Here is a 14,343-nt window from a genome sequence, read left to right on the forward strand (position 1 = left end):
TACGAATGGGTTTTCTCGCCAATTCCAACTTTTCAGGTTAGAATATGCGCCTTATTTTTTATCCTACATATTTTGGAGTATTCCATGAACGCTACTGTAGAACAGCTTGCACCTGTAGAACAGCAAGCGACCACTGATTGGGTTGTTGCAGCACTTTACCAATTTAAAGAAGTTCAAGATCCTGCCGATCTTCAACAACGTTTATTAGATTTGGTAAAAACAATCAATCTTTGCGGTACTCTAATTGTTGCAGGTGAAGGCATTAACGGTACTGTTGCTGGTGACCGTCAAGCAGTTGATACAATTCATCAATTCCTTCTAAATGAAGGATTTGTGACAATGGAATATAAAGAGTCTATCAGCTCTGAAAAACCATTCCGCAAAATGAAAATCAAACTAAAAAAAGAAATTGTAACTTTAGGCGTTGAAGTTAAACCACGTGATTTAGTAGGCCATTACTTAGATCCTAAAGAATGGAATGAACTCATTGCCCGCGATGATGTAATTCTTATTGATACACGTAATGACTACGAATATAAAGCAGGTACATTTAAGGGTGCAATTGACCCAAAAACTGAAACTTTCCGTGAGTTTCCTGAATATGTTAAGCAAAACCTAGAACAGCATAAAGACAAAAAAATTGCGATGTTCTGTACTGGTGGTATTCGTTGTGAAAAATCAACTTCACTACTTTTACAAGAAGGCTTTAATGAGGTTTATCACCTTAAAGGTGGCGTTCTCAAATACCTAGAAGAAACACCTGCTGAGGAAAGCATGTGGGAAGGTGAATGCTTCGTATTTGATGGTCGTACTGCCGTAACTCACGGTATGGAAGAAGGTGCAAATATTAAGTGCCACGCTTGCGGATGGCCTTTACTTCCTGAAGAAGTTGAACTTCCTAGCTATGAACATGGTGTTTCTTGTGTTTATTGTATTGATAAAACTACTGAAAAACAAAAAGATGGTTTCCGTATGCGCCAATCTCAAATTTTGGCAGCAAAACGTAAGCGTCTTTAATTAAATATAAAAAGGGTCAAAATTTTGACCCTTTTTTTCATTAACACAATTTTAAAATCGTATAAAAATACCAAACCAAACATAAACCACATCAATACTCAATCAATAACTTAACTAAAAATAACAAATTGTGCTTCTTAACAACAAAGATGTGATTGAAATCACACAAAAATATACCATTTCGCCTGTTCTAGTTTGCTAATTTAATTTTGAACCACATTCAATCGCTTAAATATCTAATAAAAATAGGTGCTCGAAATGTCAAATTCAATTAAAAATTCATCTCATCCTATCGCACACTCAAATTATGAACTTTCAAATTTAGACGTTGAATTAAAAAATATTCTTGAACAAAAATCACATCTATTTATTGTTTTTCTAGGTGCGTTAATTGGTGGAATATTATCTTTATTTATCTCCTATCAGCTTAATACAACCACTCTATTTTTTGTATTTTTGAGTATTTCCCCCATTTGTTTTGCTTACATTTTACGAAAAGTTTATATCAACACAATTCTCAAAATTGATTAAAATATTAGGAATTAAATCAATTCTCAATATTTATAAAACATGATGACTTTAAATGAATGGGTACTTTCTATTATGGAACAACTTGGCTATTTAGGAATAGCCATTCTTATGTTCCTCGATAATGTCTTCCCCCCGATTCCCTCTGAAATCATTATGCCTTCAGCCGGTTATGCAGCCTCACAACATCAGCTTATGCTCTTAGGTGTAATTATTTCCGGCTGTATAGGTTCTTTACTTGCAGCTGCACTGCTTTATTGGATTGGCTATAAATTCAAACACGAAACAATATTCAATTTTGTAGATCGCTACGGAAAGTTTTTATTTATTAAATCTCAAGATGTAAAAAAATCACTGATTTGGTTTGAAAAATACGGACATAGAATTGTATTTTTTGGTCGAATGATTCCCGCTGTTCGATCACTCATTAGTATACCAGCAGGAATGAGTAGAATGCCCTTCTGGAAGTTTATGTTTTATAGCAGTCTAGGAACTATTATTTGGACAACATTTCTCGCTTATGTCGGCTTCTATTTTGGCGCAAATAAAGCACTTATGCATCAAATATTTAGCCAAGTTGGATATCTTATTATTGGCATCGTCCTCATTATTTTTCTGTGGATATGGTATCGTCGTAATAAGCGTAAATCGCATGTTGTATAAAATTTAGAACTTTTAAAACACTGCTTGGGGAACTTATGGCACATTATTTAAAGTACTTTGCTGCTGTTTATAGCATTGCTCTAGTACTTGTCACCACTATCCTTATTTTTATGCTTAATCTTGGTGGAATTACTCTCCTTCCTGCATTAGTTGCATCCGCATTCATTAGTGCAAGGTATTTTGTAAAAAAAGAAATGCGACTTCCTTTACCTGAAGAAAAAGTTCAACTCGTTTGGGGTTCAAGTGCAGTTGGCTTAATTATTGGTAGTTTCTTTGTTTTCTTTTTAATCTTAATGAACCCAAATGCAGAAGAAATTTTAAAATCGGCAGATCATTCAGGTTTAGCGCTAGCAGCTGTTGTTATGTTGTGTCTAGTTGCTCTACATGGTGCAATTTTTCATATTGCATATGGTTGGTATGCACAACACACTTATCGAAATTTAAAATAATACATATCATAAAAAAGCACCTTTACAGGTGCTTTTTTAAATCTAACAATACACTCAAAAATACATGTATCACTATTATTACAACGAAAAATGCAACATTAAGCTGGTGTGTGATACATCAAATACAATTCATTTAAATTGTCAGGAATTTCTTCTGCAATTTCATCCATTAACTGACCATTGCGACGGAAAGATTCCATTTGTGGATCTTCTTCATCTACACCACTAAAGACCATCATCGGCAATGTTAAATCGATTAACTGCTCTTCAAATTCAGGAGTAAACCATGCATCCTCATTCAAGAACATTGCATCAACAAAACCTACGCTCCAATCACCAAGGCTCGATTCAACGTCTGCTTCTTCAATTTCAAAAGGAAATTCAATCCCCTCTTCATTTGCCAAATTTTGACGAAGTGATTCCAACCAAGCTTTTACTTGCGCAATAATTTCTGCAGGTACTTTCTTTTGATTGTTATCAAAAAGCTCATCTAGCCATTTGCTAAATTGAGGACCAACGGCAACAGCACACAAAAAACCATGAGTTGCTGCGAAATCTAGACCATGTTCGTTTTGGTCACCATCTAGATATTCACTCAACAGGTCTAAATCTAAAGCACTCATTTCAAATCCAAACTTAGATATTCAAGATGTATAGCATAGCATTTAACTTTTGCTTTACTGTAGATTTTAGTCATCTAAATCGTCATCGTCGTCGAAGTCGTAATCAAAATCTTTTAATTCTCGCTCTAAGCGACGTTGTGCAAGTAGTTCATCAATTAAACGACGTTTCTCTAATGACTCTTTTGCACTAATTTTACTTGATGATTCATCAAAATTAACATCATCATCATTACTGTAGCTATCATCTAGTTCAAAATCTGTAGAAGACACTAAAACTACCTCTGAATGAAAAAAGTGAATGGGTCTAGGCGCTATTTATCGTCCTTTCGAAATCTTGTCAAGTTTTATTTATATTTTCCTCTCTTATTCACGAGTTTATACTTGTAATAATTTCGTAAATTCGTGTATTTATTAGCGAGTTAGTTTGCTATTATTGATATGGTAAAATTACAAAAATATTTTTAGCTTAAAAGGAGCAAAGACTTGAAAAATTTCAGTCTAGCCCCATATTTATATACAACTGGTAATTCAAACACTTTCACAAAATTTAGTTTGACCGATCAATTCGAAAGCTATTTAAAGCAAATTGTGCTATTATGCACGGTTTTTCCACGCCACAGATTCAACGAAGAGTAAGCAAAGATGAGCGATATGACTTCCCCTACTTCGCAAGTAGCGGCTCTGATTAGCCGAGGCAAAGAGCAAGGTTACTTAACTTATGCTGAGGTTAACGATCATCTACCCGACTCAATTACAGAGAGCGAGCAGATTGAAGACATTATTCAAATGCTTCAAGACGTTGGTATTCCTGTACATGAGCGCGCGCCTGAATCTGATGATACGATGTTTGAAGGCAACAGCGAAGCTACCGATGAAGTTGCTGAAGAAGAAGCTGCTGCAGTACTTGCCTCTGTAGAAAATGAGCCAGGTCGTACAACTGACCCTGTTCGCATGTATATGCGCGAAATGGGTACTGTTGAACTTTTAACACGTGAAGGCGAAATTAGTATTGCTAAACGTATTGAAGAAGGTATTCGAGATGTCCTTCATTCAATCGCTTACTGGCCAAACGCTGTTGAAGTTGTACTTCAAGAATACAAAGATTACGAAACAGGCGAACGTCGTCTTGCCGATATTCTTTCAGGTTATTTAGACCCTGAAAGTGACGAAGAAATTCCTGAAGTTCTAGAAGAAGAAGCTGACCTTGAAAAAGAAGAGGAAACAACTTCTAAATCTTCTAAAGCTGCAAAACTTGATGATGAAGACGAAGACGAAGAATCTGAAAGTGATGATGAGTCTGAAGGTGAATCTGGTCCAGATCCTGAAATTGCAAAAGCACGTTTTACTGAATTAGAAACCGTTTGGAAAAACACACGTACTGTTTTTGAAAAACATGGTCGCAACAGTAAAGAAGGTGCTGAAGCACTTGAATCACTTGCAAGTGTATTCATGATGTTTAAATTCACACCTCGTTTATTTGACATTATTTCAGAAATGATTCGTGGTACTCACGAAAGCATTCGTACTTCAGAACGTGAAACAATGCGTTATGCAGTTCGTCGTGGTCGTATGGATCGTACTCAATTCCGTACATCATTCCCAGGTCAAGAGTCGAACCCTGCTTGGTTAGATGAGCAAATCGCAAAAACACCTGCTGAATTGCGCCCTTACTTAGAAAAAGTTCGTCCTGATGTATTAGCTTTCCAACAAAAGATTGCTGATATTGAAAAAGACTTAAATTTAAGCGTTAAAGAAATTAAAGAAATTTCTAAACGCATGGCTGTAGGTGAAGCGAAAGCTCGTCGCGCTAAGAAAGAAATGGTTGAAGCTAACTTACGTTTGGTAATTTCGATTGCGAAAAAATATACCAACCGTGGTTTACAGTTCCTCGACTTAATTCAAGAAGGTAACATCGGCTTGATGAAAGCTGTAGACAAGTTTGAATACCGTCGTGGTTATAAGTTCTCAACTTATGCAACTTGGTGGATTCGTCAAGCAATTACACGTTCTATTGCCGACCAAGCGCGTACTATTCGTATTCCAGTACACATGATCGAAACAATCAACAAGATCAACCGTGTATCTCGTCAACTCCTTCAAGAAATGGGGCGTGAACCTACTCCTGAAGAATTAGGCGAACGTCTGGAAATGGATGAAGTTAAGGTTCGTAAAGTACTGAAAATTGCGAAAGAACCTATTTCAATGGAAACACCAATTGGTGATGATGAAGATTCGCATCTTGGTGACTTCATTGAAGATGGTAACATCACATCTCCAATTGATGCCGCAACTTCTGAAGGCTTAAAAGAAGCAACTCGCGAAGTTCTTGAAAACTTAACTGAGCGTGAAGCGAAAGTCTTAAAAATGCGATTTGGTATTGATATGCCAACCGACCATACTTTGGAAGAAGTAGGTAAACAGTTTGATGTAACACGTGAACGTATTCGTCAGATTGAAGCAAAAGCTTTACGTAAATTACGTCACCCTTCTCGTTCTGAGCACCTTCGCTCATTCTTAGAAAATGACTAATTTATAATTACATCATGGAGACTTGAAAAGTTATATTTTCATCTCCATTATGTAGTGAAGAGAAACACAACGCCTGCACTCTTGCAGGCGTTTGATATTAAGGGGGACTACAATGTTAGACCGCACACCATCTCGCGAATTACAAGAGCATCTTTGGGTTTTTCCAATGGACTACCCTATCAAACTCATTGGTTTGGCAGGTGATGATTTACGTACTGCTGTTCTCGAAATTTTGGTTAAGCACTTCCCTGATTTCGATGCAAATAGTCTTAATACACAACCATCACGCACAGGTAAATACCACTCAATCACAGCACAATTACGCTTTGAAGAGTTAGAACAAGTACATCAGCTTTATGCAGATTTAGCTGCTTGTCCACTTATTAGAACTGCACTTTAATAAAAAAACACGCCAAAGAGCGTGTTTTTTTATCTCTAAAAAACAAAGAATATGCCCTCTTGGGACAATGAATTTATTATAATAGAAACGTATTTTGCATACTAAGGACACATTAACATTGAATGCTGTTTCAAAACCCAATCTTGTTATACGTCAGTACAATGACTTAACAGATTATGAAGCTCGCTTTCATGAAATGAAAAGCTTGACTGAAAATCGTGATGAATCAACTCCTGATGAATTATGGATTTTGCAACACCATGATGTTCTTACTCAAGGTCAAGCAGGAAAACCAGAACATATTCTAGTTCCATCCAATATTCCTGTTGTGCAAACAGACCGAGGTGGTCAAGTCACATGGCATGGCCCAGGACAAATGGTTATTTACTTTATGTTCGATTTAAATCGTTTAGGTTGGAATGTAAGAACACTCGTATCTTATGCAGAAAACCTGATGATTGATCTCGCAAAAAAATACAACATTACTGCATACGCTAAACCAGATGCTCCCGGCGTTTATGTTAATGATCAAAAAATTGGTTCTTTAGGATTTAAAATTCGTAAAGGTCGTAGTTATCATGGTTTAGCACTCAATATTGATTGTGATTTAATGGGCTTTCATACCATTAACCCTTGCGGTTATGCGGGCTTAGAAATGGTTCGCATGATGGACTTAATGCAAGATTACCCAAGCTTTACACAATTAAGTACAGATGTAATTGAAACTTTCCAGAACAGTGGTTACTTTAGTGACGTAGAAATCATTCAATATTGATTGAATGGCTTTGCATTTCGCCTAAAAATAAATTAGAGTATTTACTCTAAATAAATAATTATTGTTAAATGGGATGCAGTTGTGATTTCTACAAAATCCGTAAAGCCCGCTTTTCAACAAGCCTATGTCAAACTCATGATGGATGTGATTGGACGTGGCTTAGTTATGGCCAGTCAAGTTGATCAAGAAATAAAACAAGAAGTCGCAAAATTTCCTGCGAACTTTGTGCTTTCAATGAATGTTTTTCCGCATGGCCCTGCTTTTATCGCAAAAGTCACAGATAACCAACAACTTATCTTACTTTCTTCTAGTGAAACTAAGCCAGACCTTACGATCACATTTAAGCACTTAAGCCATGCCTATCTTGTTTTTTCATTTCAAGAAAGTACAGCACAAGCTTTTGCCAATGACCGAATGATTGCCGATGGCGATTTATCTTATGCCATTCGTTTAGTTCGTTGTCTAAATAAAATGGAATCTCTTATTTTACCAAAACTTCTTGCTGAACTTGCAGTAAAAGAATATCCAACAAACTTAACTTTAAAAGATAAATTAACAGGCGCAGCCAATATTTACCTCAAAGTTGCTCAATCATATTTTAAACGGAGTGCTTAATCGTGACCAAATCTTATTATGAGTTTTTCTGTCCTGTAAAAGTCATTGCTGGTCATGCAGCACTAGAGCACATCCCTTTTGAGCTTTCTACATTGGGTGCAAAACGCCCAATGATTATTACCGACAAAGGCGTCCGTAGTAATCATTTACTTACACCTATCGAAACTGCTTTTGAGTCTACAGATACACGTATTGGCTATATTTTTGATGATGTACCACCAGACTCAAGCCTTGAAACAGTACGTCAAGCCGCACAATTTTATCGTGACAACAATTGTGATGCGATTATTGCCGTTGGCGGAGGATCTGTAATTGACACATCTAAAGCAACGAATATTTTAGTTTCCGAAGGTGGTGATGATTTACTTAAATATTCTGGTGCTCATAATTTACCAAAACCATTAAAACCATTTTTTGTTATACCTACAACTTCAGGCACTGGTTCTGAAGTTACTATGGTTGCAGTTGTATCTGATCCTGAAAAAAATGTAAAACTTGCATTTGCTTCATATTACCTCATGCCACACGCTGCCATTTTAGACCCACGCATGACACAAACATTACCTGCACATTTAACAGCAATGACGGCTATGGATGCAATGACTCATGCTATTGAGGCCTATACATGTATGGCAGCCAATCCAATTTCAGATGCTTATGCAACAGCAGCCATTCAAAAAATTAGTAAAAACTTATTTAATGTTTTAGATAATCCATCAGATGCTGAAGGACGTCTTGAGCTTGCACAAGCATCGACTATGGCTGGCATTGCATTTTCAAATTCAATGGTTGGGCTTATACATTCACTTGGTCATGCTTTAGGTGCTGTTGCGCACTTACCACATGGCTTATGCATGAACTTATTCTTACCTTACGTGCTTGAATATAATAAAGACATTAATGGCGATAAAATTGCAGATTTATTATTACCACTTGCTGGTGCTGATATTTATGCACAAACGCCTGCTCACTTACGTGCCGAAAAAACTATTTCGAGTATTCTTGCTATTCGAGACAGACTTTATGCACTTACAAAACTTCCACGCACCTTAAGTGAAACCGCTAAAGTGTCTGAAGCACAATTAGATGAAGTCGCTGAAAAAGCACTCAATGATGGATCAATTATTTACAACCCTAAAGAAGCAAACTTAGAAGAGCTCAAAACTATTCTAAAAAACGCTTGGTAATTTCAAAAAAATAAGACAATATAACGAAAAATTAGCCTGATGATTTTTTAAACATCAGGCTTTTCATTATGTTATCAAATATTTAATATTTTTAAGAATAATTGGCAAAAAAATTGCTAAAAAACTTAAAAAGTTACTAGGAAACTGCATCAATTTAGAGTAAATTGGCGCACTTTTGTTTTAAATGTAGGGGGGATCGTTCGTCTCAAACGATCCTTATAAACATGACTGATCCTTGATCAACGATTAAGAGGATAACGCCGTTGACAAATATCTCTGGGACTCAATCGACAGTTAAGTTGCAAAAGACTTTGGGTCTTTGGCACATCATCATTATTGGTTTGGCATATATCCAACCAATGACGTTGTTTGATACGTTTGGTTTAGTATCTGAAGAAAGTCACTTCCATGTGCCAACTTCATACATTGTTGCACTTATTGCAATTCTATTTACCTCGATTAGTTACGGTCATATGATTCGCCGTTACCCATCGTCAGGTTCGGCATATACCTATGCACAAAAATCAATTCACCCTAATGTTGGTTTTATGGTGGGTTGGTCGTCTTGGTTAGATTATCTACTCTCTCCAATGGTCAATATTATCCTTGCGGTAATTTACCTTGAAGCTTTATTCCCAGACGTTAACCACTGGGTATGGGTAATTGTACTTACAGCATTTATGACAGGGATTAACCTTCGTGGTGCTCGTTTTGTTGCAAACTTTAACAGCTTAATTGTACTAATTCAGCTCATTGTAATCGCTGCATTTGTATATCTTGTATACACTAAATTGCAGGCCGGCTTTAACGCTGATGGTCCTATTACATCAGAAACACGTTATCAGCTATGGAGTCTAGATCCTTTCTGGAATGAGCTTACTGCTGTTGCCCCACTTATTACAGGTGCAACACTACTGTGTTTCTCATTTACAGGCTTTGACTCTTTAAGTTCGCTTGCTGAAGAAACAAAAGACACCGAAAAAACTTTACCAAAAGCAATTTTCTTAACAGCTTTAATTGCAGGTATTATTTTCATTGTCAGCACTTACTTTATGCAGGTGTTCTTCCCGAATGCACCAGGAACATACTTTACAAATATTGCTGAAACCCAACCAGAAATCTTATTATTGGTAGGTGGATCATTATTCCAATCTTATGTTCTTGCATTTGCTATTGTTACTGTAATGGCATCTGGTATTTCAGCGCATGCAGGCGTATCACGCTTAATGTATGTAATGGGTCGTGATGGCGTTATTAACAAAAAAATCTTTGGTCATATTAGCCCTAAAAACTTCACACCGTCATATAACATTATGATTGTTGGTGCAGTTGCTTTAACAGCAGGCTTCATGGATCTAGATATTGTAATTTCAATGATTAGTTTTGGTGCGTTAACAGCATTCACATTCGTGAACTTGTCTGTAATTTCACGTTATGCTTTACGTGATGGTCGTACTAAAAATGCGAAGGATATTATTAGCTTCGTCATTATTCCTCTTCTAGGCTTCATCAGTATTTTCGCGATGTGGCTTGAGATTGAAGAAACTGCATTGAAATACGGTTTATGGTGGGCAATGTTCGGTATTTTATACCTTGGTTATAAAACTAAAGGTTTCAAACACCCTGCTCCACAACATAACGAATTTGAGTAATTTCTTCCGAAATGACTCATTAAAAAAGGCGCTTCATGCGCCTTTTTTTACATTTACAATAACTTTAACGCAAACGACAATTAAAACCCATCTGCGTATCTACAATATTATTTGGATAACCTAAATGTTCAATAAAGGTATTACGATCACCCACAATAGGCTGATCACTTACTTTTAAACGAGCTCTATTCTCTACTGCAAGTTTATATGTATCATCAACTACACTTTGAAATATTGCACAAACCTCTTGGCGTTTTTGCTTATTTAACTGACGCCCCGAAAAAAAACTTTTTTCAAAATCATTGGGTCCCAATGTGGCTCCCCATGCTTCAATACGGGTATGCAAACTCTGTTTCATATTTGCAATACCTTGCTGTACTTCTTCTTTCGTCAATGGTGTAACCTCAGATTCATTTGCATTTGCTGACATCGCAAATAAACCTAAAACCACACACAAAGCCATATTTAGTTTTTTTAATTTTTTTATCACGTTAACACCCTCCATTCATGCACGAACTTGCGTCCTTATACACTAAATCTACTTGTTTTTATGAAATTTTTAAAAAGCGTTACATAAATCTTAATTTTTAAATATAAAAAAAGCTATCTTACGATAGCTTCATTTTACTCAATATTATTTAAATTAATGCTTTAAACTCTTGCTGACGCCATGCTTCATATAAAATCACAGCGGTTGCATTAGACAAGTTTAAACTACGTGAATTCGCCGCCATTGGTAAACGAATCCAATGTTTTTCTGGAAACATCATTCGAACATTTTCAGGTAAACCGCGAGTTTCAGGCCCCATCAACAATGCTACAGGACGGTTTAAATTTGACGTATGTGGTGTTTCAAAACCCTTCGTTGTTAAAGGATAAATAGCATCCGCATCAATGCCTTGTGACTTTAAGTTTGCAAGACATTCATCAAAATTTTCCCAAATTTGCATACGAGCATATTCGTGATAATCCAAACCTGCACGTTTTAATTTTTTGTCATCTAGCTCAAAACCCAAAGGCTTAACCAAATGCAATTGCGCACCTGTATTCGCACATAAACGAATGATATTCCCTGTATTACTCGGAATTTCAGGCTCGTATAACACTACATGAATCACAGGCTTTCTCTACTCTTTTCAATGTGGTTTAGCTTTTAGCCTTGCCACTGTAATTGTTCACGCAAGCTCACTACTTCACCAATAATAGTGAGTGTAGGTGCTTGAATTTGATGTTCAGCAACTTTAGACGCAATATCTGCCAAAGTGCCAACCACTACTTTTTGTTCAGGTGTCGTACCTTTAGAAATTAATGCAACTGGCATGTTCGAGCGTTGACCATGTGATATTAGCTTTTCACATATTTTTTCCAATCCAACCAATCCCATATACAGCACAAGTGTTTGATTTTCATAAACCAGCTCTTTCCAAGGTAGTTCCGGAGAACCTTCTTTTAAATGACCTGTTAAGAAACGAACACTTTGTGCATAATCACGATGTGTCAGTGGAATACCTGCATACGCAGAACAACCCGATGCTGCAGTAATTCCCGGAACTACTTGGAATGCAACACCAGCATCAAATAATTCTTGAATCTCTTCACCACCGCGACCAAAAATAAATGGATCACCACCCTTTAAGCGACAAACACGTTTACCTTCACTCGCATATTTAACCAATAGTGCATTAATACCTTCTTGAGGTACGGCATGATTTGATCGCGCTTTACCCACATAGATTTTATCCGCATCACGGCGACATAAATCCATAATCGGTTGCGACACTAAACGGTCGTAAATCACAACATCCGCTTGTTGCATTAAGCGTAAAGCTTTTAAGGTTAACAATTCAGGATCACCCGGCCCTGCACCGACTAAATACACTTCACCCTTAGGCTTTTTCCATTCAATTAAAGCTTGCTCAATTAAATGATCTGCTTCTGCAATATTGTCATTAAACACATTCTCTTTGAGTGGACTAGCATATAAGTCTTCCCAAAAAATACGGCGTTCATCAGGATTTATAATTTTTGCTTTTACAGCATTACGCCATTTACCTGAAAACTCAGCGAGCTTGCCCATTCCATGTGGAATTGTACTTTCTAATTGAGTTCGAATTTGACGAGACAATACAGGTGATGTTCCATTCGTTGCAATAGAAACGATCAAAGGTGAACGATCTACAATTGCAGGAACCATAAAACGACAATGCGGCGGATCATCCACACTATTTACCAGAATGTTTTCAGCCTCACATGCTTCAAAAACTGCAATATTTACAGCTTTATCATTTGTAGCAGCAATAACAAGTCGGTAATTTCTTAATGGAATATCTAAATTGAATGGCGCTTGAACATAATGACCTTGTGTTTGCTGCAGCAAATCCAATAAAGCATCATCAATTTCAGGTGCAACAACATCAATTACTGCCCCAGCTTTCGCAAGTAAAACAGCTTTGCGGTAAGCAATATGCCCACCACCAACAATCAGACAAGACTGCTCTTGCAACTTTAAAGAGATTGGAAAAATATCCACGAATGACCTCAAATCTTTATCTGACTGTAAAAACAAAAGTGCACATAATTGTGCACTTTTTCGAACGACTTAACTTAGTCGATAAATGTTAAACCGCCCATGTAAGGACGCAACACTTCAGGAATTTCAATTGAACCATCTGCACGTTGGTAGTTTTCCATTACCGCAAGCAATGTACGACCAACAGCCAAACCTGAACCATTCAATGTATGAATAAACTCAGTTTTCTTTTGGTCTACACGGTAACGAGCTTTCATTCGACGTGCTTGGAAATCACCCATGCATGAACAAGATGAAATTTCACGGTAAGTATTTTGACTTGGTACCCAAACTTCTAAATCATAAGTTTTGATTGCACCAAAGCCCATATCACCACCACAAAGTACAACTTTACGATATGGTAAACCTAACGCTTGCAAAATACCTTCAGCATGACCTGTCAATTGCTCTAAAGCTTCCATTGAAGTTTCAGGTTTCACAATTTGAACCATTTCAACTTTATCGAATTGGTGCTGACGGATCAAACCACGCGTATCACGACCATAAGAACCTGCTTCACTACGGAAACATGGAGTATGTGCTGCATATTTTAACGGTAAACGATCTGCATCAATAATTTCATCACGCACAAAGTTTGTTACAGGCACTTCAGCAGTTGGAATTAAATAGAATTCTTTTTCGCCTTGTAATTTGAATAAATCTTCTTCAAATTTAGGTAATTGACCTGTGCCACGCAAAGAATCTGCATTTACAAGGTATGGTACATAAGCTTCTGTATAACCATTTTTCAGCGTATGTGTATCTAACATAAATTGAGTCAATGCACGTTGCAAACGAGCCAATGGACCTTTTAAAACACTGAAACGTGAACCTGTAAGTTTAGTTGCTGTTTCAAATTCCAAGCCACCCATCATTTCGCCAAGATCAGTATGATCTTTTACATCAAAATCGAATTGACGTGGTGTGCCCCATTTCAAGACTTCAACGTTATCGTTTTCATCTTTACCTTCAGGAACAGACTCATGCGGTAAGTTAGGAATAGAAAGTGATTTAGCTTCAATTTCTGCTTGTAATTCATTCAATGCAACTTCTGCTGCTTTGATTTCATCACCAATTGCAGACATGCGCACCATAATTTCAGAGGCATCACCACCGGATTTTTTAATTTGACCGACTTGTTTTGCACCCGCATTACGTTCTGCTTGTAATGATTCTGTCTTCGATTGAATTTCTTTACGACGAGCTTCTAAAGATGCCCACTCTTCTACATTGAGTTGGACACCACGTTTAGCTAAGGCTAAATTTACAGCCTCAATATTATTTCTGAGTAATTTCGGGTCGATCATAGCCAATCTTTTTGAAAGAAAAAAACTGC

16 protein-coding genes are annotated in these 14,343 nt (G+C 36.9%); 10 read left to right on the forward strand and 6 right to left on the reverse strand.

Annotated elements, in window-relative coordinates:
- The first annotated feature begins 84 nt into the window (after window positions 1-84).
- From trhO to AC5YC8_RS01320, 4 genes are all read left to right on the forward strand, one after another.
- Window positions 85-1,017, forward strand: coding sequence for an oxygen-dependent tRNA uridine(34) hydroxylase TrhO (gene trhO / locus AC5YC8_RS01305; RefSeq protein ID WP_496163284.1), 933 nt, complete (start codon window positions 85-87; stop codon window positions 1,015-1,017).
- 258 nt (window positions 1,018-1,275) lie between these two features.
- On the forward strand, window positions 1,276-1,548 hold the full coding sequence (locus tag AC5YC8_RS01310; protein WP_496163285.1) for an FUSC family protein: 273 nt from the start codon (window positions 1,276-1,278) through the stop codon (window positions 1,546-1,548).
- Window positions 1,549-1,590: 42 nt separating this feature from the next.
- Window positions 1,591-2,208 (forward strand): DedA family protein, encoded by a 618-nt coding sequence (locus AC5YC8_RS01315; protein ID WP_496163384.1) that lies wholly within the window; start codon window positions 1,591-1,593, stop codon window positions 2,206-2,208.
- Between the two features lie 35 nt (window positions 2,209-2,243).
- The gene (locus AC5YC8_RS01320; protein ID WP_496163286.1) at window positions 2,244-2,657 is read left to right on the forward strand and encodes an ABZJ_00895 family protein; all 414 of its coding nucleotides are present in this window, start codon (window positions 2,244-2,246) and stop codon (window positions 2,655-2,657) included.
- A 98-nt stretch (window positions 2,658-2,755) separates the two neighbouring features.
- Here the strand turns inward: AC5YC8_RS01320 and AC5YC8_RS01325 are convergent, their stop codons facing one another.
- Together AC5YC8_RS01325 and AC5YC8_RS01330 are read right to left on the reverse strand one after the other, a co-directional pair.
- Entirely contained in the window at window positions 2,756-3,280 is a 525-nt protein-coding gene (locus AC5YC8_RS01325; protein WP_496117474.1) for a YecA/YgfB family protein, read from the reverse strand.
- 66 nt (window positions 3,281-3,346) lie between these two features.
- Entirely contained in the window at window positions 3,347-3,550 is a 204-nt protein-coding gene (locus tag AC5YC8_RS01330; protein ID WP_496117472.1) for a PA3496 family putative envelope integrity protein, read from the reverse strand.
- Between the two features lie 372 nt (window positions 3,551-3,922).
- Between AC5YC8_RS01330 and rpoD the strand changes: the two genes are divergently transcribed.
- The 6 genes from rpoD (at window position 3,923) to AC5YC8_RS01360 (ending at window position 10,438) form a co-directional block, all read left to right on the forward strand.
- Entirely contained in the window at window positions 3,923-5,809 is a 1,887-nt protein-coding gene (gene rpoD / locus AC5YC8_RS01335) for an RNA polymerase sigma factor RpoD (protein ID WP_496117470.1), read from the forward strand.
- A 112-nt stretch (window positions 5,810-5,921) separates the two neighbouring features.
- Window positions 5,922-6,209: a YbeD family protein gene (locus AC5YC8_RS01340; protein WP_496117468.1), complete on the forward strand. Its 288-nt coding sequence runs from the start codon at window positions 5,922-5,924 to the stop codon at window positions 6,207-6,209.
- A gap of 118 nt (window positions 6,210-6,327) precedes the next feature.
- Window positions 6,328-6,984 carry a lipoyl(octanoyl) transferase LipB gene (lipB, locus tag AC5YC8_RS01345; RefSeq protein ID WP_496163287.1) on the forward strand — a complete coding sequence of 219 codons (657 nt, stop codon included), beginning with the start codon at window positions 6,328-6,330 and terminating at the stop codon, window positions 6,982-6,984.
- An 81-nt stretch (window positions 6,985-7,065) separates the two neighbouring features.
- Complete coding sequence (locus tag AC5YC8_RS01350; RefSeq protein ID WP_496163288.1) at window positions 7,066-7,599, forward strand: hypothetical protein; 534 nt, start codon at window positions 7,066-7,068, stop codon at window positions 7,597-7,599.
- Between the two features lie 2 nt (window positions 7,600-7,601).
- Window positions 7,602-8,786: an iron-containing alcohol dehydrogenase gene (locus AC5YC8_RS01355; RefSeq protein WP_496163289.1), complete on the forward strand. Its 1,185-nt coding sequence runs from the start codon at window positions 7,602-7,604 to the stop codon at window positions 8,784-8,786.
- Window positions 8,787-9,049: 263 nt separating this feature from the next.
- Window positions 9,050-10,438 (forward strand): APC family permease, encoded by a 1,389-nt coding sequence (locus AC5YC8_RS01360; protein ID WP_496117462.1) that lies wholly within the window; start codon window positions 9,050-9,052, stop codon window positions 10,436-10,438.
- Between the two features lie 64 nt (window positions 10,439-10,502).
- Here AC5YC8_RS01360 and AC5YC8_RS01365 read toward each other — a convergent pair whose 3' ends face one another.
- From AC5YC8_RS01365 to serS, 4 genes are all read right to left on the reverse strand, one after another.
- Complete coding sequence (locus AC5YC8_RS01365) at window positions 10,503-10,901, reverse strand: hypothetical protein (RefSeq protein ID WP_496163385.1); 399 nt, start codon at window positions 10,899-10,901, stop codon at window positions 10,503-10,505.
- Between the two features lie 175 nt (window positions 10,902-11,076).
- Window positions 11,077-11,556 carry a tRNA (cytidine(34)-2'-O)-methyltransferase gene (locus AC5YC8_RS01370; protein ID WP_496117458.1) on the reverse strand — a complete coding sequence of 160 codons (480 nt, stop codon included), beginning with the start codon at window positions 11,554-11,556 and terminating at the stop codon, window positions 11,077-11,079.
- Between the two features lie 35 nt (window positions 11,557-11,591).
- Window positions 11,592-12,968, reverse strand: a complete 1,377-nt coding sequence (gene cysG / locus AC5YC8_RS01375) for a siroheme synthase CysG (RefSeq protein WP_496163290.1) — start codon at window positions 12,966-12,968, stop codon at window positions 11,592-11,594.
- Between the two features lie 74 nt (window positions 12,969-13,042).
- Complete coding sequence (gene serS, locus AC5YC8_RS01380; RefSeq protein WP_496163291.1) at window positions 13,043-14,314, reverse strand: serine--tRNA ligase; 1,272 nt, start codon at window positions 14,312-14,314, stop codon at window positions 13,043-13,045.
- Window positions 14,315-14,343 lie beyond the last annotated feature (29 nt).

The organism is Acinetobacter sp. FY731 (assembly GCF_059515905.1).